At 68.8% G+C, this 22,184-nt stretch carries 18 protein-coding genes and 2 tRNA genes; 12 read left to right on the top strand and 8 right to left on the bottom strand.

The window, feature by feature from the left end:
* Positions 1-154 precede the first annotated feature (154 nt).
* From ACQUQF_RS17240 to ACQUQF_RS17220, 5 genes are all read left to right on the top strand, one after another.
* Positions 155-1,330 carry a TasA family protein gene (locus tag ACQUQF_RS17240; RefSeq protein ID WP_435180332.1) on the top strand — a complete coding sequence of 392 codons (1,176 nt, stop codon included), beginning with the start codon at positions 155-157 and terminating at the stop codon, positions 1,328-1,330.
* A gap of 14 nt (positions 1,331-1,344) precedes the next feature.
* Positions 1,345-1,986 (top strand): TasA family protein, encoded by a 642-nt coding sequence (locus tag ACQUQF_RS17235; protein WP_435180331.1) that lies wholly within the window; start codon positions 1,345-1,347, stop codon positions 1,984-1,986.
* 227 nt (positions 1,987-2,213) lie between these two features.
* On the top strand, positions 2,214-3,671 hold the full coding sequence (locus ACQUQF_RS17230; RefSeq protein ID WP_435180329.1) for a hypothetical protein: 1,458 nt from the start codon (positions 2,214-2,216) through the stop codon (positions 3,669-3,671).
* On the top strand, positions 3,671-4,477 hold the full coding sequence (locus ACQUQF_RS17225; protein ID WP_435180328.1) for a hypothetical protein: 807 nt from the start codon (positions 3,671-3,673) through the stop codon (positions 4,475-4,477). Before ACQUQF_RS17230 ends, ACQUQF_RS17225 begins: the two co-directional genes overlap by 1 nt.
* Positions 4,474-5,034: a signal peptidase I gene (locus ACQUQF_RS17220; protein WP_435180327.1), complete on the top strand. Its 561-nt coding sequence runs from the start codon at positions 4,474-4,476 to the stop codon at positions 5,032-5,034. The genes ACQUQF_RS17225 and ACQUQF_RS17220 overlap by 4 nt, the downstream gene beginning before the upstream one ends.
* 46 nt (positions 5,035-5,080) lie before the next feature.
* Here the strand turns inward: ACQUQF_RS17220 and ACQUQF_RS17215 are convergent, their stop codons facing one another.
* Positions 5,081-6,283: an NAD(P)/FAD-dependent oxidoreductase gene (locus ACQUQF_RS17215; RefSeq protein WP_435180326.1), complete on the bottom strand. Its 1,203-nt coding sequence runs from the start codon at positions 6,281-6,283 to the stop codon at positions 5,081-5,083.
* Between the two features lie 510 nt (positions 6,284-6,793).
* Here ACQUQF_RS17215 and ACQUQF_RS17210 point away from each other — a divergent pair.
* The 3 genes from ACQUQF_RS17210 (at position 6,794) to ACQUQF_RS17200 (ending at position 10,760) form a co-directional block, all read left to right on the top strand.
* Positions 6,794-8,368, top strand: a complete 1,575-nt coding sequence (locus ACQUQF_RS17210; protein WP_435180324.1) for an alpha,alpha-trehalose-phosphate synthase (UDP-forming) — start codon at positions 6,794-6,796, stop codon at positions 8,366-8,368.
* Between the two features lie 30 nt (positions 8,369-8,398).
* Positions 8,399-9,403 (top strand): trehalose-phosphatase, encoded by a 1,005-nt coding sequence (gene otsB / locus ACQUQF_RS17205; protein ID WP_435180323.1) that lies wholly within the window; start codon positions 8,399-8,401, stop codon positions 9,401-9,403.
* Positions 9,404-9,668: 265 nt separating this feature from the next.
* Complete coding sequence (locus tag ACQUQF_RS17200) at positions 9,669-10,760, top strand: hypothetical protein (RefSeq protein ID WP_435180322.1); 1,092 nt, start codon at positions 9,669-9,671, stop codon at positions 10,758-10,760.
* Positions 10,761-10,784: 24 nt separating this feature from the next.
* Here the strand turns inward: ACQUQF_RS17200 and ACQUQF_RS17195 are convergent, their stop codons facing one another.
* From ACQUQF_RS17195 to ACQUQF_RS17185, 3 genes are all read right to left on the bottom strand, one after another.
* Positions 10,785-12,743 carry an ABC transporter ATP-binding protein gene (locus ACQUQF_RS17195; RefSeq protein WP_435180321.1) on the bottom strand — a complete coding sequence of 653 codons (1,959 nt, stop codon included), beginning with the start codon at positions 12,741-12,743 and terminating at the stop codon, positions 10,785-10,787.
* A 202-nt stretch (positions 12,744-12,945) separates the two neighbouring features.
* Complete coding sequence (locus ACQUQF_RS17190; RefSeq protein WP_435180320.1) at positions 12,946-13,173, bottom strand: hypothetical protein; 228 nt, start codon at positions 13,171-13,173, stop codon at positions 12,946-12,948.
* A gap of 123 nt (positions 13,174-13,296) precedes the next feature.
* Entirely contained in the window at positions 13,297-13,566 is a 270-nt protein-coding gene (locus tag ACQUQF_RS17185; RefSeq protein WP_435180319.1) for a DUF7538 family protein, read from the bottom strand.
* A 91-nt stretch (positions 13,567-13,657) separates the two neighbouring features.
* On the opposite strand from ACQUQF_RS17185, the gene ACQUQF_RS17180 reads away from it, so the two are divergent.
* Both ACQUQF_RS17180 and ACQUQF_RS17175 read left to right on the top strand, forming a co-directional pair.
* Positions 13,658-13,731, top strand: a tRNA-Val gene (locus ACQUQF_RS17180).
* A gap of 179 nt (positions 13,732-13,910) precedes the next feature.
* A complete protein-coding gene (locus ACQUQF_RS17175) occupies positions 13,911-14,465 on the top strand; it encodes a hypothetical protein (protein ID WP_435180318.1) in 555 nt (184 codons plus the stop codon).
* Positions 14,466-14,500: 35 nt separating this feature from the next.
* On the opposite strand, the gene ACQUQF_RS17170 is transcribed toward ACQUQF_RS17175, so the two are convergent.
* The gene (locus ACQUQF_RS17170) at positions 14,501-14,602 is read right to left on the bottom strand and encodes a zinc ribbon domain-containing protein (protein WP_435180317.1); all 102 of its coding nucleotides are present in this window, start codon (positions 14,600-14,602) and stop codon (positions 14,501-14,503) included.
* 96 nt (positions 14,603-14,698) lie between these two features.
* On the opposite strand from ACQUQF_RS17170, the gene ACQUQF_RS17165 reads away from it, so the two are divergent.
* Positions 14,699-14,772: transfer RNA gene (locus tag ACQUQF_RS17165), tRNA-Phe, on the top strand.
* Between the two features lie 237 nt (positions 14,773-15,009).
* Positions 15,010-16,254, top strand: coding sequence for a serine hydroxymethyltransferase (gene glyA, locus ACQUQF_RS17160; RefSeq protein ID WP_435180316.1), 1,245 nt, complete (start codon positions 15,010-15,012; stop codon positions 16,252-16,254).
* Positions 16,255-16,343: 89 nt separating this feature from the next.
* On the opposite strand, the gene ACQUQF_RS17155 is transcribed toward glyA, so the two are convergent.
* The 3 genes from ACQUQF_RS17155 to ACQUQF_RS17145 all read right to left on the bottom strand — a co-directional run bounded on the left by ACQUQF_RS17155 (position 16,344) and on the right by ACQUQF_RS17145 (position 22,179).
* Positions 16,344-18,035, bottom strand: a complete 1,692-nt coding sequence (locus ACQUQF_RS17155; protein ID WP_435180315.1) for a BCCT family transporter — start codon at positions 18,033-18,035, stop codon at positions 16,344-16,346.
* Between the two features lie 368 nt (positions 18,036-18,403).
* Positions 18,404-19,666 (bottom strand): threonine ammonia-lyase, encoded by a 1,263-nt coding sequence (ilvA, locus tag ACQUQF_RS17150; protein WP_435180314.1) that lies wholly within the window; start codon positions 19,664-19,666, stop codon positions 18,404-18,406.
* Positions 19,663-22,179: a GcvT family protein gene (locus ACQUQF_RS17145; RefSeq protein ID WP_435180313.1), complete on the bottom strand. Its 2,517-nt coding sequence runs from the start codon at positions 22,177-22,179 to the stop codon at positions 19,663-19,665. Before ACQUQF_RS17145 ends, ilvA begins: the two co-directional genes overlap by 4 nt.
* Positions 22,180-22,184 lie beyond the last annotated feature (5 nt).

Here is a 22,184-nt window from a genome sequence, read left to right as displayed (position 1 = left end):
GCGGTGACTGACGGTCTGTATAGACTCCCTGACTCGATATCAGGGAGTGTATACGTCGCTACAGGGTCACCCTGCTTACCCGTCAACATCTGAATATATGGAATGGATGCCGGATAAGGTGTGGGTGACGACGGGCGACCGTCGTGGAACAACTATGACCGAAGACGACAACAGCGGATTCGACCTGTCGCGGCGCAAGGTACTGGGTGGACTCGTGACCGTCGGCGCTGCGTCCGCAGCCACGGGCGCGGGGACGATGGCACTGTTCAGTGACAGCGAGCAGAGTACCGACAACACCATTCAGGCTGGGACGCTTGATCTCACGGTGGGGGGAAGTAACAGCTCCACCTTGAACGTCTCCAACATCGCACCGGGCGACTCCGGCCGCACTGCGATTCAAGTCAACAACGCAGGGAGTCTCGGCGGTTCGCTCGACGTCAACGTCTCCGACGTGACGCCGACTGACCGTGACCCTGAGCCGGAACAGAGTCGTTCCCCGGAGCGGAACTTCACAACGTACTACGGGTACGACAACGACGGTAATGAGTTGTCGCTGCAGTCCGAGCTCGGTGGTATCGCGGCCGTTGAAATTGACCTGGGTTCTGATCCCGTGGTCATCACGGCGGACCTGCCGTACGCGCTTGACCCGAGCGGTCAGTACGACGACTCGATTACGTTCGCCTTCGACGCCGATAACGACGGAGTTGAAGACTTCCAGCTGGCCGTCCGGGATCACGATGGTGACGATTCGTTCGAGGCAGTGTACGACGACGGAAGTGCGCTTCCGTCTGGTTCGCGAAATCGGAATCAGAGCATCCCCTCGGGTTACGATGTCCGTCTCGAAAACGGGAACAAGCGCTTCGTCGTCGAGGTTCCGGCAGCCGACCTCGCCAATCCTTTCGCAATCACCGGTCAGGCGAACCTCGCCGCGTACAACCCCTCGACGTCCGGGTCGAACCTCTCCATCCCGCTCATTCCCGGCTACGGCTACAACTACCCGGCGATCGCCGGGACGAGCGCTTTCGACGGTCACGCGACCAAGATGGTCGAGATTCAGCGCGGTCAGCTCCGGACGCTCGCCGACATGCTTGACCTCTCCGTCTCCGTCAGTAGCGACTCGCAGAAGAGCAGCGGCGATACGTTCGTGAGTGCCGGGAAGGTCAACCGGCTTCCGATGGTCGACGCCGAGCCTAACGTTAGCCTTCCCAAGGACAGTACGAAGTACGTCATCGTGGAGTACGAACTGTCCCCGAACGTCGGTAACGCGGTGCAGAAGGACAAGGTCTCCTTCAACATCGACGCGGAACTCAACCAGAAGGACAGCCAGTAACAAGGTGACCCCACGTGTCCGACGAAACTGACGGCACCGCCGACCTCACCCGACGTCGGGTGCTCGGCGGGCTCGCGACGATAGGCACCGCGTCGGCAGCCGCGGGTGCGGGCACGATGGCACTATTCCAGGACTCGGAGACGAGCGGAAACAACACCTTTGCGGCGGGTACGCTAGATCTGGAAGTCGGACCCGGATTCAGCACGACGGTGTTACAGATTTCACCGGTCAAGCCCGGCGAGTCCGGTACGGCGCGAGGTGCGTCGATTAACAACGCCGGGACGATAGACGGGACACTGGACGTCGTCCTTGACACCGTCGAAAGTCGCGAAAACAGCGTCACAGAGCCGGAAGGCGAGTCAGAGGCCGAGGAGTCGGGCGGCGAACTCGACGAGAATCTCCGACTCAGCGTGTACCTCCAATTCGAGAACGGGACCTCGGAACCCCGAAAGGAGTACGTCATCGGAACGGCCGAGAACCGGAAGCTCGTCTCCGACCTGACTGCCGGGCTCCTCCGCGAAGGTATCTCGCTGAACGCGGGCGAGTATGCCAGGGTGTACGCCGACTACGAGGTTCTGGACGCCGGGAACGAGATTCAGAGCGATCAGGTCGAACTCCAGTTGGCGTTCGCGCTGAACCAAGGGACCAACCGGTAGATCCAGAACCACCTCCGATTCGGTGGTGAAATGCAGTCCCTAAGCTCCACACCGCTAAAATCGATGTCAAGACACGCAGGCCACTTCGCGCCGACGCCCCCGTTTGTAGTGGCTACTTACTCCCCAGATAGTATTAATTTTAATATGACTAGTTTCGATACTCCAGAGCACCCATTACTTGAATTACTGAAATCGGCTAGCCGCCCTGCACCCACACGGTGGTCGCCGTGATTCGCAAGCTCACTGCTCGCCTGACCAAGATGGGCGTCCGTCAGACAGTCCTCCTGGCCCTCATCACTGGCACCGTCGTCGCCGGGGCCGGGTTCGGTCTCGTCGGAACGCTCACCACCGACGACGTCCCCGACTCGACGCCCACTGCCCCCGCGACCACGCCGACCCCTCCGGACCCGACGGTCACCCCGCAGCGGACCGCGGCGCCGACGACTACCGAGCAGTCGACGGCGACTGCTCCGAGCGACGGCGATACCGCCGACGATGACGACGGTCCGACCGCGACGACCCGAACGACTCCTACCGAGACGACCACCACGCCCGCAACACCGAACGCGACCTTGGCTCTATCGGCGTCGGACCCGCCCGCGGTCAGCACCGAGGACGGGTCGGTCGAGCGCGTCGTCGGGAACCTCACCGGAACCCTCGAGTGGGCCGCCGGCTCGAACGCCACCAGCGTCACCCTCGTCGTCCAGACCTGGACGCCCGACTCCGAGTGGCGCGAGTCCCGCCGGGTTACCGTCGCGCCGAACGGGACGACGCTGGCCGTCGAGGACGCCCTCGGCGGGTCGAAACTGGTCTACGCCGCCGGGAAGCGCGCCGGCGAGTTCGCCGTCGACGAGGACGGCGCGACGACGATCCGGCGCGGGTACGTCTCCGCGACCGCGGTGCTGTTCGGGCCGAACGGGACCGAACTCGACCGGACCTCGACCACCGACCAGTACGCGTTCAACGTGACGAACGAGCAGTCCGGCGGCTTCCTGGCGTTCGGCGACTCCGACGACGGTTCCGGCGGTGACTCCGGTGGCGATTCCGGCGGTGACTCCGACACCACGACCACCGACGACGGCCGTCCATCGGGCGACGGTCATCCGTCGCTACGGCTCGCCGGAGACGGCGAGAATCCGACCGTCCTCCAGGTGACGAACGCCGTCCCCGGCGGCTCGAACGACGGACGGGTCTCGGTCACGAACACCGGCGAGGACGGCGGCGTCCTCCGGGTGACCGTGGAGGACGTCGCCGACGAGGAGAACGGATTCACCGAACCCGAGCGCGGGGTCGACGACTCGCCGTCGGCGGGCGAACTCGCCGAAGCCCTGGACGTCAGGATGAAGATCGTCGACGAGGACGGCGAGACCGTCGAGTATCTTGCCGGCGGCGAGTCCTCCTACGTCTCGCTCGCCGGTTTGTCCGACCAGCATCTGGCGCCGGACACCTCGCTCGCCACCAACGAGACGCTCCGCTTCGTCGCGGAGTGGCGCGTCGACGCGTCGGTCGGCAACGAGATCCAGAGCGACTCCGCGACCTTCGACCTGAACGTCGCGCTCGTCGACGATGACGACGCCTCTCTGAGCATGCGTCCGCCATCGGACGAGCGTTCGGGGGAACGCACGAACAGCGGGAAAACTGATATTACCGATCCGCTTAGAGTTACGGGCAAGGGGGAAGCGTAATGAAGGACTACCAGTCACTCTCCCGGGTCGCAGCCCTGGCGGGAGCCGTGATCGTCGTCGCTGCCTTCGCGAGCGGCGCGTACACCTACGGGCTGTTGTCCGACCGGGAGGGTGGTTCGGTCTCCATAAGCGCCGGTACGGACTTCGGCACGACCGTATCCGGGAGAAACGTGGACGTAGCCAACACCAACTGCGAGCAGCTATCGCTCGAGAACGAGGCAAAGCCGGCCGCCCACGTGCGTATCGAAGGGCCGAACGGATACGAGAGGACCGTCGTTGTCACCCCGGGTGGAGAGAGGACCCTTCGGTCGCTTTCCGGGGGTGAGTACACGCTCACGGCTCGAACCGGAAACGGCAAAGACTGGACGGTCAACGGGCGAGCGGAACTGACGCTGAACGTGGACGACTGTTCGGGTCGGCTCGAAGTGCAGGGCGGTCCGACGACACCGACCGCGAACGAGACCACGACCGCCTCGGAACCGACGGTGACCGGAAACGAGACCGAGCGTACCACGACCAGGACGCCCGGGGGAACCTCGACCCGGGCGTCTACTACGGAGGGGACGGCCACGACGACCGAGCGGCCGACGGCCGCGACGACCGAGACCCCGATAGAAACGACCACGACCCAGGACACGACAGCCACGACAACCACGACCGAAGACACGACGCAGACCACTACCACGACCGAGGAAACCACGACGGAAGCGACCACCGCAACCACGACCGAAGACACGACGACTTCGACGCAACAGACGACATCGTCCAACTCTTCGACGACCTCCAATACTACGACTGCCACATGAACCGAGAAACCATCCGAGACACATTTGGCGCATCGTCGATGAACACCCGGAAAGCACTCCGAGCGCTCGGGCTCGTCGTCCTGATCGCCCTCGTCGCCCCCTTCGTCGTCACGGCAGTGCCGCAGGTCGTGGGTGCCGACGCGAGCTACGTGGTGCTCTCCAGCAGCATGTCGCCGGCCATCCACGCCGGTGACGTGGTCGTCGTGAACGACGTCCCGGCCGGCGACATCGAGGAAGGTGACGTCATCACCTTCCAGCCGCCGGCGGGCCACCAGCTCGCCGACGTGAACCGCGTGACCCACCGGGTCGTGGGGGTGACCAGTCAGGACGGCGAGCGCCACTTCCGGACGAAGGGCGACGCCAACGAGGAGGCCGACCGGGCGCTCGTCCCGGCGTCGAACGTGGAGGGCCGGGTGCTGTTCCACATCCCGTACATCGGTCGCGTCGTCTCGTTCGCCCAGTCGTCGCTCGGGCTCCTCCTGCTGGTCGTGGTGCCCGGCGCGCTGCTCGTCGTCTCGGAGCTCTACGACCTGTACGTCGCGGCGACGAAGGACTGACACTCCCCCGGACTGGGGACCGACTCTCGGCGTTTCCTTCCCGATCTCAGGCGACGTTCCGTTCCTCGATCAGATCCCCCGACTCGAACCGGTCGCTCCCCAGGGGCGAGACGTCGACCAGCGACGCCTCGCCGTCGAGCACGAGTTCGGCGACGATCCGGCCGGTGGCGGGCGCGTGCTGGAAGCCGTGGCCGGAGAAGCCGACCGCCTGGACGAACCCCGGCACCGTCTCCTCGATGATGGGGTGGTGGTCGGGCGTGACGGCGTAGAGGCCGGCCCAACCCCGGCGAATTTCCGAGTCCGGGCCGAAGTAGGTCGCGCAGTCGCCGGCGCGCTCGACGGCCTCGGCGGCCCAGTCGAGGTCTATCTTGCGGTCGAAGCCGTCGGGGTCCTGTTCGGGGTCGTCCGCTTCCGACCCGGCCGCGGTCCCCGCCTCGTCACCGGTGTCGAAGTGCCCGCCGACGAGCGCCGCGCCCTCTCGCTCGGGTCTGAAGTGCGACCCGGTGTCGAGGTCGACGGTCAGGGGCACGTCCTCGGGGACCGGCGTCTCGGGGTCGACGACGACGATCTGGCGGCGCTTGGGCGCGACCGGGATCTCGATGTCGGCCATCGCGGCGACCCGGCGCGCCCACGGGCCCGCGGCGTTGACTACGAAGTCGACGTCCCATCGCTCGCCCCCGGCCGTCACGCCGGTCACGGCGTCGTCGCTCCGCGTCCCACTCCGCTCCCGATGTATCTCGGTCACGCCGGTCTTCGTCAGGATCTCGGCGCCGGCCTCGCGGGCGGCCGCGGCGAATCCCTGGAGCGCGAGGTGCGGGTCGGCGAAGCCGTCGGTCGGCGAGTAGGTCGCGGCGACGAACGCCTCGGCCCGGAGGCCCGGGCAGTGGTCGGTCGCCTCCTCCGGGTCGAGCAGGACGCTCGGGACGCCCCGGTCGTTCTGCATGGCGACCTGCTCCTCGAACGCGCGGGCGGTCGTCTCCTCGCGGGCCGCGAAGAGGTAGCCCGGCCGCCGGTAGGCGATGTCGGTGTCGAACTCCGCCTCGAACGACTCCCAGACGTCCATGCTCGCCAGCGAGAGGTCGACGTTGACGGGCGTGGAGAACTGGGTTCGGATGCCGCCGACCGACCGCTCGGTGCTGCCGCTGCCGAGCGACCCCTTCTCGTAGACCGTGGCGTCGGCCCCGCGCTCGGCCAGGTAGTAGGCGCTGGCGAGGCCGACGATGCCGCCTCCGACGACAGCGACGTCCATACCTCCGGAACGACCGCGCGGGTGTTAATCGTTGCCCCGTACCGCAGTCACGTCTCGCTCGCGTACCGCGGTCTCGCCTCGGCCACCGTGTCGAACCTCGCCCACCGTATCGAACATCGGACAGGACAGCGGGAGAGACGTTTCCCACCGCGCGGGGACCGCCTCGCCGGCCGCGGCCCCGCTTCCAGTGCAGGCTCACCGACGCCGACGGGAACGCGTTCGCGCCGGTCCCGACCGCGTCCCGTTCTGACCGGCGGCCCGGGCGGGACAATTCTCCCTGCGCGACACGAAATCAACGGTAATCGGTGCTTACCCCGACGCAAACGCGCCCTGAATCGCGTCGGCTCGGGACGGTCGGAACGTAGGCGATCGTTCCGCTGGCGGAACTGTCGTGAACGAACCTGAACGGCCGACTACATTATCAGGAGGTATCGGCATTCTTCGAACAGCAGACTTCGCCGACGGCGGACGTGCGAGTCCGCCGAGGGAGACAGGAGAGACACTTTCAGGATGACCGCAAACGAGACAGGGGCGACAGCCGAATCGGCCGCCGAGACCGTCGCGTCGCTGTGTGACGATCGCGAACTCGTCGTCGTATCGAACCGTCAGCCGTACAGCCACAACTACGCCGACGCCGACGAGAACGGGGCCGCGAGCGCCGGAACCGCGGACGGCTCCGTCACCGTCGACCGACCGGCCGGGGGCCTCACCGCGTCGCTCGATCCGGTCATGCAGGCCGTCGAGGGGACGTGGGTGGCCTGGGGCGACGGCGACGCCGACCGCGAGGTCGTCGGCCCGGACGACGCCGTGGCCGTCCCGCCCGAGGACCCCGCCTACGACCTCCGGCGGGTCTGGCTGACCGACGAGCAGGTCGAGCGCTACTACCGGGGGTACAGCAACCGGGTGCTCTGGCCGCTCTGCCACCTCGACACCGCCAAGATGGACGCCCGCGAGTCGTTCTGGCGGGCCTACCGCGAGACCAACGCCGACTTCGCCGAGGCGGTGCTGTCGGCCGCGGACGCTGACCCCGTGGTCTGGTTTCAGGACTATCACCTGTCGCTGGCCCCGCGGTGGGTCCGCGAGGACCGGCCCGAGGCGTTCCTCATGCACTTCTGGCACATCCCGTGGCCCTCCCGGGACGTGTTCCGGACCTGCCCGCAGGCCGAGGCGCTGCTCGACGGCCTGCTCGCCAACGACCTCGTGGGCTTTCACACCGACGACTACTGCCGGAACTTCCTCGACTGCGTCGAGGCCGAGACCGACGCCCGGGTCGACCGCGCCAGCGGGAGCGTCTCGTACCGCGGCCACCGGACGTTCGTCCGGTCGTTCCCGCTGGGGGTCGACGCCGCCCGGCAGGCCGACCTGGCCGAGTCCGACGCCGCCGACGAGTGGTGGGCGCAGTTCCGCGAGACCCGCGGCATCGACCCGAGCGACGCGCTCGCGGTGGGCGTCGAGCGCCTCGACTACACCAAGGGCATCGAGGAGCGGCTGGCGGCGCTCGAGCGCTTCTGGACCGAAAACCCCGAGTGGCGCGGCGAGCTCACCTACGTCCAGAAGGGCACCGAGAGCCGGTCGGGCATCCCGGCCTACGACGCGCTCCAGGACCGGGTGGCCGCCGCGGTCGACCGCGTCAACGACCGGTTCGGCACCGACGACTGGACCCCGGTGATCTACACCACCGACCACCTGCCCGAGGCCGGCATCGCGGCGCTCTACCGGGAGGCCGACCTGGGGCTGGTGACGCCGGTCCGGGACGGGATGAACCTGGTCGCCAAGGAGTTCGTCGCGGCCCAGACCCGCGACCCCGGCGTCCTCGTGCTGAGCGAGCTCGCGGGGGCGACCGAGCAGCTGGGCGACGAGGCGGTCCTCGTCCACCCCCACGACACCGCGGGCTTCGCCGACGCCGTCGGCGAGGCGCTGTCGCTGTCCCGTGCCGAGCGCCGCCGGCGCGTCGCCGACCTCCAGCGCGAGGTCCACGCCGAGGACGTCTACGAGTGGCTCGAATCCACGTTCGAGACCGCCGCCGCCGTCGACCGCGGCCGGCGGTCGCTCCAGCGGAGCCGGCCGAGCCCGACCGACGACTGACCCGCGACCGATTCGCTCACACATCCACCGATGGCCGACTCCACAGACCACGACCGCGACGGCGCGACCGACTCGGACGACAGCACCGACCCGGACGACAGCACCGGCGCCGCGACCGACCCGGATCCGGCCGGCGCCGACGCCGGGGCGGGCGGCGATCCGGCCCCCGACGCCGAGTCGGGCGGCGACCCCGACCTCGACCTCCCGGACCCGCTCCGCGAGCACCTCTACGCCGTGGTCGAGGGGCTGGTCGACCACGACGGCCTGTTGGTCGCGCTCGACTTCGACGGCACCCTGGCCGCCATCGAGGACCGGCCCGACGAGGCGACGATCCCGGACGCGACCCGGGAGGCGGTCGCCGCGCTGGCCGACGAGCCGGACGTCGAGGTCGCGGTCGTCAGCGGCCGGGAGCTGGCCGACGTGCGCGACCGGGTCGACGTTCCCGAAGCCTCCTACGCCGGCAACCACGGCCTGGAGATCCACGCCGACGAGTACACCGTCCACCCGACAGCCAGCGACGCCGAGGACGACATCGCGGCCATCGCCGACGAACTGACCGACCGGCTCGCCGACGTCGAGGGCGTCATCGTCGAGAACAAGGGCGTGACCGCGACCGTCCACCACCGGCTCGTGGCCGACGACGAGGTGGCCCGGGTCGTGGAGGCGGTCGAGGAACTCGTCGGCGAGCGCGACGACGTTCACCTGACCACCGGCAAGGACGTGCTGGAGCTCCGGCCCGCGGTCGAGTGGGACAAGGGCGAGGCGCTCCGGGAGCTCTACGACGTCCTCGTCCCCGACGGCGAGCGGTGGTTCCCGGTGTACGTCGGCGACGACACCACCGACGAGGCCGCGTTCGGCGTCCTCGGCGACCGCGAGCGGGGCTTCGGGATCAAGGTCGGCGACGACCCGAACACCGACGCCCCCTACCGGGTCGCCGACCCCGAGGCGGTCCGGGAGGTGCTCGACTGGCTCCGGACCTACGGCGTCGCGTTCCTCGCGGCCGACCACCGGGACGTCCCGGTGGGAACGGCGTAGTTCGGTCCCACAGCGCGGTTCGGTCTCCACGGCGTAGTTCGGTTCCGGCGGCGCAGTTCGGTCCCGTAGTGCGGTTCGTTCGGCGCGGCGCGACGGTCGCGACCGCCGACCGCGGCCCGGCGCAGTCCGGTGATTCTCCGCCGAGACGGGCCAATACCGCACGCCGCTGGCCCCGTAATGCCCCGTTGAACCCGCCGACGGCGGCGCGAACGATCTGAACGGTCGCGCCGGTTTATTCGCCGAATCGGTCAATTCCGAACGAATCATGGCTACCGACGACGGCGACACCGACGACGAGCACCGCGAGGACCGCGCCGGGGCGGGCGAGCAGGGCGGGGTCGGCCCCGAGGACCGACCGGGTGCGCCCGACCCGACCCGGGAGGCCGCCGGGGACGGCGACGGGAGCACCGGGGACGGGGGGACCTACAGCAACGCCGGCCGGGAGGCCGGCCCCGGGTCCCACCGGAGCGGCGCCCGGACGGACGCGGGCGGGACTCGGACCGACGAGTCGCCGCCGACCGGACGCGCCGGTACGGCCCCCGGCTACGAGGGCCAGCGGGACCGCCCGGACCCGGAGACGCGCCGGTACGGCTCCCGCCCGCCGACCGGACACGGCGGCGGGACCGACCCCGCCCAGGGAGCCTCGCCAGGTGGACAGTCCCCGTCCGGCCCACCCGGCGGACAGCAGTCCCCGCCCGGCGGACAGGGGGCCCGACCGGGCGAGTCCGGCGCGTCGCCCGGCCAGCGAGGCGGCGGACCGGAACCGGGGCCGGGCGGGACCGGCGAGGACTACGGGCGACCCCGAGGTCCCGACGTCGGCCGCGGCCGAGACCGGTCCGGAGCCCGCGACACGACACCCGGCGAGGGTCGCGCGGCCCCGGAGACCGACCACAGACCGGGCGACGCCGCGCCGCCGAAGCGGACCCAACCGCCCCGGGAGCCGTCGGACCTCGGCGACCGGCCGGAGCGGAGCGGCCGGGACGACGCGTCGGCCTCGGGCCACCGCGGGGAGCACCCCGACGAGTCGTCCGGCCCGCCGAAGTACGGCGGCCCGCGCGACCCGAACTGGGACCGGCACCGCGGCGGGCCAGAACGCGGCGGTCGGGACCCGAGCGGGCGCGGTCGGGGGACCGGCGGCCGACCGACCGGCCGACCCGACGCACCCGGCGAGCCCGGCGGCCGGTCGGACAGTCCCCGTCGCGAGCCCGACCGGCGTCGCCGGCAGGAGTACAGCCCCGCCCGGCCGCCCAACCGGGAGCGCGAGACCCGCGAGTACGAGCGGCGGCTCGACCGCGAACTTGAGCGCCAGCGGGACTTCGGAGTCGAGAAGGGCGGCGGCAAGTACCGGCGTCGGTAGTCCGGGTCGATCCGGAAGACGGCGTCAGTCGTCGGCGTCGGTCCGGGCGGTCCGCTTGGCCGCCCGCTCGATGAACTCCTGGGGGAGCTCGTCGATCTCGCCGGCCTGGACGCCCCAGAGGTGGGCGTAGAGCCCGTCGTTCTCCAGCAGCTCGTCGTGGGTGCCCCGCTCGACGATCCGCCCGCCCTCGAGGACGACAATCTTGTCGGCGTCCTTGATGGTCGAGAGCCGGTGGGCGATGGCGAACGTCGTGCGGTCCTCGGTGAGCTCGTCGAGGCTGCGCTGGATGAGCATCTCGGTCTCGGTGTCGACGTCGCTGGTCGCCTCGTCGAGCACGAGTATCTCGGGGTCCTTCAGCACCGCGCGGGCGATGGAGATGCGCTGGCGCTGGCCGCCCGACAGTTTGACGCCGCGCTCGCCGACCTCGGTGTCGTAGCCGTCCGGCAGGTTCCGGATGAACTCGTGGGCCTCGGCGGCCTTGGCGGCCTCGACGATCTCCTCGTCGTCCACGTCGAAGGTGCCGTAGGCGATGTTCTCCCGGACCGTGCCGTAGAACATGAACGTGTCCTGGCTGACGTAGCCGATGGCCTGCCGGAGGCTCGGCAGGCTCACGTCCCGGAGGTCGGTGCCGTCGATGCGGATGGCGCCGTCGTCGACGTCGTACATCCGGAGCAGGAGCTTGAGGACGGTGGACTTGCCCGCTCCCGTGGGCCCGACCAGCGCGAGGGTGTCGCCGCCCTCGACCTCGAAGCTGACGTCGTCGACGATGGTCTCGTCCTCGTCGTAGCCGAAGGTCACGTCCTCGTAGATGACCTCGCCGTCCTCGACGACGAGCTCGTCGGCGTCGGGGTCCTCCTTGATGCGGCTGGGCTCGTCCATCAGGCCGAAGATGCGAGAGCTGGACGCGTACGCGCGCTGGTACATGTTGATGATGGAGCCGAACTGGGCCATCGGCCAGATGAACCGCTGGGTCAGCAGCATGAACGTGACGAACTTCCCGGCCGAGAGGTCGCCGGTGAAGAACCACGGCCCCTCGCCGTTGAGCACCCACAGCCCGCCGACGATGAACGTCAGGGCGAACCCGAGCCCCGAGAGGATCTGGAGCGAGGGGAAGAACTTGATGCGGGTGACGACGGCGCCCCAGTTCGAGTCGAAGTACTCGTTCGAGACGTCCTCGACCCGGTCGGACTCGTAGGTCTCGGTGTTGCTCGTCTTGATGACCTGGATGCCGCCGAGGTTGTTCTCCAGCCGGGAGTTGACCTTGCCGACCGCCGAGCGCACGTCGGCGTACTTCGGCTGGATGATCTCGACGAACTTGTAGGTGAAGACGGCGATGAGCGGGACCGGCACCATCGCGACCAGCGCGAGCTGCCAGTTCGTCGCGAAGAGGATGGCCGCGATGGCCAGCACCATCACGCCCAGCCGGAACGCCGAGTTCATCCCGTCGTTGAGGAACCGCTCCAGCCGGTTGACGTCGTTCGACAGGATGGACATCATCTCGCCGGTCTGCTTGTCGGCGAAGAAGTCCATGTTCAGCCGCTGCATCTTGTCGTAGGTGTCGGTCCGGATGCTGTGCTGGATGTTCTGGGCGAACGAGTTCCACCCCCAGTTGCGCGCCCAGTGGAACGCCGCGCCGAACCCGAACGCCGCCGCGATGATCACGACCGAGAACCAGAACTGCTCGGTCGCCGTGGCGGGCGCGATCTGGGCCGCGAGGCCCCTCGACAGGAACGGAACCTGGCTCGCGAGCGCGTCGGGGTACGGGATCTGGCCCGACCCCTCGGCGAACAGCGCGTCGATGGCGACCCCGAGGATGATCGGCGGGAGGAGGTTGAGCACCCGGGCGAAGACGCTCGCCACCACCCCCGTGACGAACGCCAGCGCGTTCTCGGACCCGTACTCGAGGAACAGCCGCTTCATCGGGTTCTCGGCCCGCTCCCGTTGTTCCTCGAACGGGTCGTCTTCCTCGTCAGTGAAACTCATTATCACTCCGAAGTGGTTCGCCAGTTGAAAAGCTTTCCTTCGAATCGAAATACGGACGTCGCGGCGTCGAACTCGGTCATCGGACTTCGAAGTGAAGGAGAGGCTAAACTTATGGATATCGGTAGTATGAGACTCGATGGCGAAGAGCGGGAACTCGTGCGGGCAGAGGTCGTCCCGCGAATCCCGAGAGGGGAAATCGGAACTAACGGGTCACCAGCCACAGGAGGACGCCGACGACACCGACGACGGTGCCGACTGCGAAGTACGTTAGCTGCAGCGACGCGAACAGTTCGACCTTCTCCAACCCGAGTCCGACCACCGAGTAGATACCGATGCCGGCGAAGAGGATGGAGAGGTTGAGCACTCGACTCAGCGCGGAGCGGGCCGGTTCGGCCTCCGGGACGGACGCCGTTTCGTTAGCCTCTGACATACGTATTCTACGATATATCACGCGCTGATTAAACTACTGGCCGATTCGAAAACGACGCGGCGTCGAATCCGTCGAGAACCGTCCGTCCTTCCCGCTCGCTCGACGTTCCGAGACTGGAGGACGTTACAGGGAGCGGCGCTCTACTTCCGGGTCGACGCCGGCCTCGGTCAGGTCCTGCCGGATGCGCTCGCGCAGGGGGTCGGGGACGGTGTCGCGGCCGACCGGGACCGCGGTCTCGCCGTCGCCCTTCACCTTCCAGTAGAGCACGCACTCGCTGGGCGCGTAGTACTCGACGCTGTAGTAGTCGTCGCCGCCCCTGTAGTGGACCCGGGCGGCGAACCCCTCGGCCTGCCAGCCGTCCCGGTCGGCGAGCGACTCGACGCGTTCGTCCATGGTCGAAGGTGGGCCGGCCTCGTGGTAGTGGTTACGGAAGTCGACCGAGAAGGCAACAGTTATTTTCGGCGAAGGGCTTTGTCCCGGTACCGGGTCCGTGGTCTAGTTGGTCATGACGCGGCCTTTACAAGGCCGAAGTCGGTGGTTCGAATCCGCCCGGACCCACTGCATTTTGCGCCGAGCAATCCGCGAGTCGCAAATCCGTAACGGGAGGACGGGTCGAATCCGCTGGGACCCGCCTCCGACAGTCCGACCGACCGCCGCGTCGCCGACCCATCAAGCATATACCACCCTGCGAGGAACGGCCCGCCAATGCGTTGGCACGCGCGATCAGGGGTGGTGCGGTGAACCGCGGCGTCGTGGACGGAGAGGTGGCCGTGGCGGTCGTCGTCCTGCTGAGCGTCGCCGCCGGCGGTGCGCTGTTCGCCGACGGCGGCGTGTTGGGGGAGCCGTCCGACGCTCCGGCCGACGAGGCGACGACCGCGACGACGACCGGAAACGCGGGGTCGCCGACCCGGGACGACACGAGCGACGGGAGCGCCGAGAACGGGACCGCGACCCCCGCCGGCCCCCGCTACGCGTTCGCCATCGAATCGGTCGAGAGCTGCGGGAGCACCTGCCAGGACGTGACCGCCAGACTCGACAACACCGGCCGGGCGGTCCGCGAGGACGTCCGGGTCGCGACGAGGGTGTACGCCGACGGCGACCTGCTGTGGTCGGGCAACGAGACGGTCGGCCGACTCGGCCCCGACGAGTCCCACACCTCGACGAGACGGGTGGACGTGGGGTTCTCCGGCGGGCTCGCCATCAGCGCCAACGGCGGCTACGTCACCATCGTCACCGTCGTCCGCTCCGAGGACGGGACCGCGCGGTTCGCCGAGCGCCGGAAGGTGGCCTGATCGCTCGACTCGCAGTTCGACGTCTGCCCGGCTCCTCACTCGATGTCGGCCCCGCAGTCCGGACACTCCTCGTCGGCGATGGTCACCTGCGCGTCGCACTCGGGACAGAACTCCAGGTAGCAGGCCGGATCTCCCATGGCGTGCGGTACGCTGCCGCGGACCAAAGGCCTTGTCCCGCTTCCCTCGTGGTGTTTCGAAACGCTTTTCTCCGTCATGTGCCTCGTTCCGAGTGCGCCGCCTTAGCTCAGACTGGGAGAGCACTCGACTGAAGATCGAGCTGTCCCCCGTTCAAATCGGGGAGGCGGCATACTTCTGCCGGCGACAACTGAGTGAGCATAGCGAGCGACCTGTCGTCGACGACGATGCATCCGACACGATTCGAACACGCCAGTCGCAGGCCCGTAGCGACCGGGGTGCGGTGGAGGGAGAGCAGACTGCTCGACCGGGCGAACCTGCAGGCGTGAGACCCCTCCGAGCCGCGTACTTGAACCCCTCCATCACCTGCGAGCAAGATACTTCCCGGGACTCGCCGACGTGGCTCCGTATGCCACGAAGTCTCACGGCGGTCGACCCCGACGTGGCGGCCGCCGTCGCGGACGAACGCGAGCGCCAGGAGTCGACGCTCGGGATGATCGCCAGCGAGAACCACGTCTCGGAAGCCGTCCTGGAGGCGCAGGGGACGGCGCTGACGAACAAGTACGCCGAGGGCTACCCGGGAGACCGCTACTACGGCGGGTGCGAGCACGTCGACGAGGTCGAACGCCTCGCCGTCCAGCGCGCGAAGGAGCTGTGGGGCGCCGAGCACGTCAACGTCCAGCCCCACTCGGGCACCCAGGCCAACATGGCCGTCTACTTCGCCGTCCTCGAACCGGGCGACAGGATACTCTCGCTGTCGCTGTCCCACGGCGGCCACCTCAGCCACGGCCACTCGGTGAACTTCTCCGGCCAGCTGTACGAGGTCGAGCAGTACGAGGTCGACCCCGAGACGGGCTACCTCGACTACGAGGCGCTCCGGGAGCGCGCCGAGGCGTTCGACCCCGACCTCGTCGTCAGCGGTTCGTCGGCCTACCCGCGGGAGTTCGACTACGAGCGCTTCCGCGAGATCGCCGACGCCGTCGACGCCTACCACCTCGCAGACATCGCGCACGTCACCGGGCTCGTCGCGGCGGGCGTCCACGCGAACCCGGTCGAACACGCCGACTTCGTGACCGGCAGTACGCACAAGACCATCCGGGCGGGCCGGGGCGGCATCATCATGTGCGGGGAGGAGCACGCCGACGAGGTCGACAGCGCCGTCTTCCCCGGCGCGCAGGGCGGCCCCCTGTTGCACAACATCGCGGGGAAGGGCGTCGGCTTCGGCGAGGCGCTCGAACCCGCCTTCGAGGAGTACGCCGCGCGGGTCGTCGCCAACGCGCAGGCGATGGCCGACCGGCTCCGGGAGCGAGGTCTCTCGCTGGTCTCGGGCGGCACCGACAAGCACCTCCTGCTGGTCGACCTCCGCGAGTCCCACCCCGACCTCACGGGGAAGGCGGCCGAGCGGGCGCTCCAGGACGTGGGCGTCGTCGTCAACAAGAACACCGTCCCGGGCGAGACGCGGAGTCCGATGGTCACCAGCGGCATCCGGATCGGGACGCCGGGCGTCACGACCCGCGGATTCGCCGAGTCGGAGGCCGAGCGGGTCGCGGACCTCGTCGCGGACGTGCTCGACGATCCCGACGACGAGGCGGTCGCAGCGCGCGCGAGCGACACGGTCGACCACCTCTGCCAGGAGTACCCCGTTTACGACTGAGGGGCTCTCTGCCAGGAGTGCCCATCTACGACTGAGGGGGCTCCCCATCTGATTTTTCTGTTCGGGACGGGACGGAGAGCGGGCGACGGTCAGTCCTCTTCCGCACCGGTCGGCGCGTCTCTCGACGTGCTACTGCGACCGCCGATGAGCATGTCGTCTCCCCGCACGGCCGCGTCCTCCTGGACCAGAACGCGACCGTGCTCGCTGCTGAACGTCTTTATCATGCCGTAGACGGCCACGAGACCGACCAGTGCGACCGGTCCGCCGGTGATGATCGCGGCGTTCTGGAGCGCCTGCGTGCCGCCGATGACGACCAGGATCGACGCGACCAGTCCCTGGAGGACGCCCCAGACGAGCCGGTTTATCTCCGAGGGGTCCTCCTCGCCGCCGGTCGTCAGCATGGCGATGCCGAGCGTCGAGGAGTCGGCCGAGGTCACGAAGAACGTGATGACCAGCAGGAAGAACAGCGCCGACAGCAGCGCGCCGCCCGGCAGCGCGCCGAACAGCGGGTAGCCGGAGACGGCGATCCCGTACTCGTTGATTGCGCCCAGGATGTCGGCCGCGCCGGAGTTCTGGAGGCGCATCGACGTCCCGCCCACGATCATGAACCACGGCACCGTCGCCAGCGTGGTCGCGATGACGCCGACGAAGGTGACCTCGCGGATGGTCCGCCCCTTGGAGATCTTCGCGAGGAAGATGCCCGAGAACGGCGCCCACGAGAACCACCAGGCCCAGTAGAACACCGTCCAGGCCCCGACGAAGCCCGCGTCGCCCGAGCCGGTCCCGGTGAACATGCTCATCGAGACGAACTCCTGGAGGTACGTCCCGACCGCCTGAGTGCCGAGGTTCAGGACGAAGAACGGCGCGCCGACGAGGAAGACGACGACCCCCAGCGCCAGGAACACGAGGACGTTCAGCTGCGAGAGGCGCTTGATGCCCCGCTCGACGCCCGAGACCACCGACAGGGTGAAGATGACGGTCACCCCCGTGATGACGGCGATGATGCCGAGGTCGCCGAGCACGACCCCGAGCACGTCGACCTTCCCCGGGACGGCCCCGAACTTGTAGTCCATCCCCGCGAGCAGCTGCTGGCCGATGAACCCCAGCGAGGTGGCGATGCCGCCCATCGTCCCGAAGACCGCCACGACGTCCACCAGCTTGGCCCAGTTGCTGTCCTCGATGCTGTCGACGCCGATGATGGGCGCGAGCAGGGTCGAGAACCGGAACGGCGCCCCCTCGTTGTACGCGAAGTACGCGATCGGCACGCCGACGACGAGGTAGGCCGACCAGGCCGAGATGCCCCAGTGGAAGAACGTGTACTGGAGCGAGCCCAGCATCTTCGCCTGCGCGCTGGCGCCCTCGCCGGTCAGCGGCGTCCCGTTGCCGAAGTGGTAGATGGCCTCCGCGGGCCCCCAGAACACGATACCGGCGGCGATGCCCGCCGAGAAGAACATCGCGAAGTACGTCATGAAGCTGTGCTTGGGCTCGACGTCCTCGCCGCCGAGCTTTATCTTCCCCCAGGGCCCGAAGATGAGGAACGCCGTGAACCCGACGAATATCAGCATCGCCCAGAGGTAGAACCACGCCAGGTTCGACCACAGCCAGTCGTTCGCGTCGGTGATCACCTTCGCGAGCAGTTTCGTCTCTGTTCCGTTCACCGTGACCGTCGGACTCACCACGTAGGCGACGATGAACGCCACCGCGACGCCGACCCCCGACCAGAATATCAGCGGGTCGATCTCGTCGAAGAACTCTTCGAACTTCCCCTGTGATTGGCTCATTTCATATCACCGTGCTCCGTTGTCGCTCGGTTTCTCGTGGAATCGCGCGTTCGCGAAACTCCTCGCATCGACTCACCGTCGCCGCCGCGACGCGGTTCGACCTCGACACGGTCGCCGCGCTCCTCGGCGTCCCGCCGCGGCTCAGAGCGCTCGGTCCGACGCCTCCCGCGGAACGACGACCCATGGTAACGTCACGCACGCACTCGTGGATAAAGACGCATCTTAACTGGGAGGGGTGTTTTTAAGCGACGGGGCTAGCACGTTCGGGCGGGGGTCAGCGGCGCTCGAAAGAGAAAGACGATCGAGTCGGAGAGAAAAGATGACCGAGTAGGAGAGGAACGACGGCCAGGCGGGAGAGACGCTCGACGTCAGGCGTTGACGTGCCTGACCTCGTAGCCCCGGTCGCGGATGGCGCGGATGATCTCCCGGGCGTGGCTCGCGCCGCTGGTCTCGACCTGGAAGACGAGGTAGGCCTCGCCGACGCCGAGTTCCGCCGCGGCCCGGTCGTGACGGACGGTCTGGATGTTGGCGTTGTGGTCGCCGATGATGCCCGAGACCTCCTCCATCTTTCCGGGCCGGTCGGTGATGCGGACCTTGAGCCGGAGGATCTGCTCGCGGTCGGTGAGCGCGTGGACGAGCACCGTCTGGAGCATCGTCATGTCGAGGTTGCCGCCGCAGAGCAGCGGCATCACCGTCTCGCCTTCCACGTCGAGTTCGTCGTCGAGGACGGCCGCGACCGACGCCGCGCCCGCCCCTTCGACGACCTGCTTGGCCCGCTCGAACAGCAGGAGGACGGCCCGCGCGATCTCGCCGTCGGTGACGGTGACCACCTCGTCGACGTGCTCCTCGATGAGCGAGAGCGTCAGCTCCGAGATACCGCCGGTGGCGATGCCGTCGGCGATGGTGTCGACCGAATCGAGGGAGACCGGGACGCCCTTGTCGAGGCTGTCGGGAACGGTCTCGGCGCCCTCCGCCTGCACGCCGACGACGCGCGTGTCGGGCGAGAGCTCGGCGAACGCCCGCGAGACGCCCGAGATGAGCCCGCCGCCGCCGACGGGGACGACGACGGTGTCCACCTCCGGGAGGTCCTCGTGCATCTCGACGCCGAGCGTCCCCTGCCCGGCGACGATGGCCGGGTCGTCGTAGGCGTGGACGAACGCCGCGTCGGTCGCCTCGACGAGCCCCTGCGCGTGGGCCATCGCCTCCCGGAAGTCCCGCCCGACGAGCTCCACGTCGGCCCCGTAGCCCCGCGTGGCGTCGATCTTCGTCTGGGGCGCGGTCCGCGGCATGACGATGGTCGCGTCCACGCCCAGCTTCGTCGCGGCCAGCGCGACGCCCTGGGCGTGGTTGCCCGCGCTGGCCGCGACGACCGCCGACGCGGCGTCGGCCTCGACGAGCTGCGAGATCTTGTTGTACGCCCCGCGGGTCTTGAAGGAGCCGGTCCACTGGAGGTGCTCCATCTTCAGGTGGACCTCCGCGCCGGTCAGCTCGTCGAGCGAGGTGCTCCGCTCGACGGGCGTTCGTTTGACGACGGTCCGGTCGTCCAGTCGCTCGCGGGCGTCCTCGATGTCCTCGAACGTGACGGTCCGGGCCGGTTCCCCGTCCATCCGCCCGTCGCGTTCGGCGGTCATCGGAGCAGTTTCTCGCGGTCGGGGTCGAACAGCGGCTCGTCCCGGACGGTCGCCGGGTACCGATCGCTCTCGTACCGTACCTCCACGTCCGTGCCGGACTCGGTGTACTCGGCGGGCAGGTAGGCGTAGACGATGCCGGCGTCGATGGTGTAACCGTAGCCTGCGCGGGCCCCGTAGCCGAGCACCTCCTCGCCGCCCGCCGCGAAGACGGGGTGGCCGGCGTCGACGACCGCCCCTTCGTCGTCCAGCGTGATGGGCGTGATCTGTCGGTCGACGCCCTCGTCTCTCGCCGCGACCAGCGCGTCCTTCCCGAGGAAGTCCGTCTCCAGATCGACGGCGAAGCCGATGCCGGCCTCGTAAGGGTCGTACTCCGGCGTGAGGTCGGTCCCCCACAGCCGGAATCCCTTCTCTAAGCTCGCGGAGTCCAGCGCCTCCCACCCCATCGGGACGATGCCGTGGGCCTGTCCGGCCTCCCAGACGGCGTCCCACAGTCGCCCGCCGTACTCCGCGGGCGTGTAGATCTCCCAGCCCAGCTCGCCGGCGTACGAGAGTCGCAGCATCGTCACCGGCAGGCTCTCGAGATAGGTCTCCCGGACCGAGTAGAACGGGAAGGCGTCGTTCGAGAGGTCGGTCTCGACGAGGGGCTGGAGGACCTTCCGGGCCTCCGGCCCCCAGACGCCCACGCCGCTCGTGCCGGAGTCGTGGACGGTGACGGTCACCGAGCCGTCGTCGGGCGCGTGCTCGCGGATCCAGCGCGAGTGCAGGGTCGCGGAGTCGCCCCCGCCGGTGAAGAGGAGGTAGCGGTCCTCGGCAAGCCTGCTGACCGTCAGGTCCGCGAGCACGCCGCCGTCCTCGTTGCACATCGCGGTGTAGCACATCCGGCCCGGCGAGACGTCCACGTCGTTGGTCAACAGCCCCTGCAGGAACTCGGCCGCGCCGTCGCCGGCCACCTCGATGCCCGTGAAGGTGGTCATGTCGAACACGGCCACCCGATCCCGGACGGCCTGGTGTTCGACGCCGTGGGCCGGCGACCAGTGGCGCGCGAGCCAGTCCGGTCGGTCGGGGACGTCGTACTCGTCCGTCAGGTCCTCGTTGGTCGCGTACCACTGGGGCACCTCCCAGCCGTCGACGTCGTAGAACTCCGCGCCCAGTTCGGCCTGCCGGTCGTAGAACGGGCTCCGCCGGAGTCGGCGCTGGTCCTGCGGTTGCTCGCGGGGATGGACGAGCTGGTAGACCTCCCGGTACCGCTGGGCGCCGCGTCCGTAGACGTACTCCCGCGAGGCCTCGTGGGGCTGGAACCGCGAGACGTGCGCGCCCGTGACGTCGACGCGGTCGCCGTCGAGCCGGGGGACGCCGCGTTCCATCCACTCGGCGACGACGTTGCCGGCCCCGCCGGACTGGGTGACCCAGACGGCCAGCGACCACCAGAGGCCGTCGACCTCCTCGCTGGGGCCGAGGATGGGCATCCCGTCCGGCGTGAAGCAGAACATCCCGTTTATCCCGGAGGTCCACTCGCAGTCCCCGAGGGCCGGGACGAGTTCGCCGGCCGCGTCGTACGCCGCCCGGTCGTGGTCGGGGTGGGTGTTCTCGTAGAAGTGCTCCTCGGTGAACCCCCGGAGGGAGGGGTACTCCAGCCCCAGGTCGTCGAGCCGCTCCGGCCCGTGGATGTCCTCGGGGTCGACCAGCAGCGGTTCGTGGTTGTACGAGCCCACGCCGTAGCGCTCGCCGTGCTGGCGGAAGTACAGCGAGTAGTCCTGGTGGCGGAGGATCGGCTGTTCGACCTCCCTGCTCGCCCCCCGGAGCTCGTCGAGTTCGTCGCTCACGAGGTACTGGTGGGCGCAGGGGACCAGCGGGACGTCCTCGCCGACCATGTCGCCGAACAGCGGTCCCCAGATGTTCGTGGCGACCAGCACCTCGTCGGCGGCGACCCGGCCGCGGTCGGTGACCACCGCGTCGACCGATCCGTCGCTGGTCTCGATGTCGGTCACCTCGGTGTTCCCGTAGAACTCCGCGCCTCGCTCCTGGGCCCGGACCGCCATCGTCTCCGAGGCGTCGACCGCCCGGGCCGTCCCGTCGGACGGGAGGTAGTACCCGCCGTGGATGACGTCCGCGTCGATCTGCGGGACCCGGGCCTCGACCTCCGCCGGGGAGAGGAGTTCGCCGCCCTCCAGCCCGTACGACTGGCCCCACTCGCGCTTGCGCTTGAGGAAGTTCCACCTGTCCCGGGTGTGGGCCACCTCGATACCGCCGCAGGCCCGAAAGTCGCCGAAACTGTGGTACAGGTCGCGCGTGTACGCCGCCATCTCGGTCATCAGCTTATTTCCGGCCGTCTGGAAGACCAGGCCGGGCGCGTGCGACGTCGACCCGCCCGTCTCGTAGAGCGGCCCCTGTTCGAGGACGACCACGTCGTCGCGGCCGAGTCGCGTGAGGTGGTACGCCGCGCTACAGCCGACACAGCCCGCGCCGACGACGACCGTCCCCGCCTCGTCGGGTATCGTGGTGCCTGTGCTCATATGTC

It is taken from the genome of Halorussus sp. AFM4 (assembly GCF_051194995.1).
Taxonomy (GTDB): domain Archaea; phylum Halobacteriota; class Halobacteria; order Halobacteriales; family Haladaptataceae; genus Halorussus.
The sequence above is the reverse complement of the archived record's forward strand: the minus strand, read 5'-3'. Positions and strand labels throughout refer to the sequence as shown.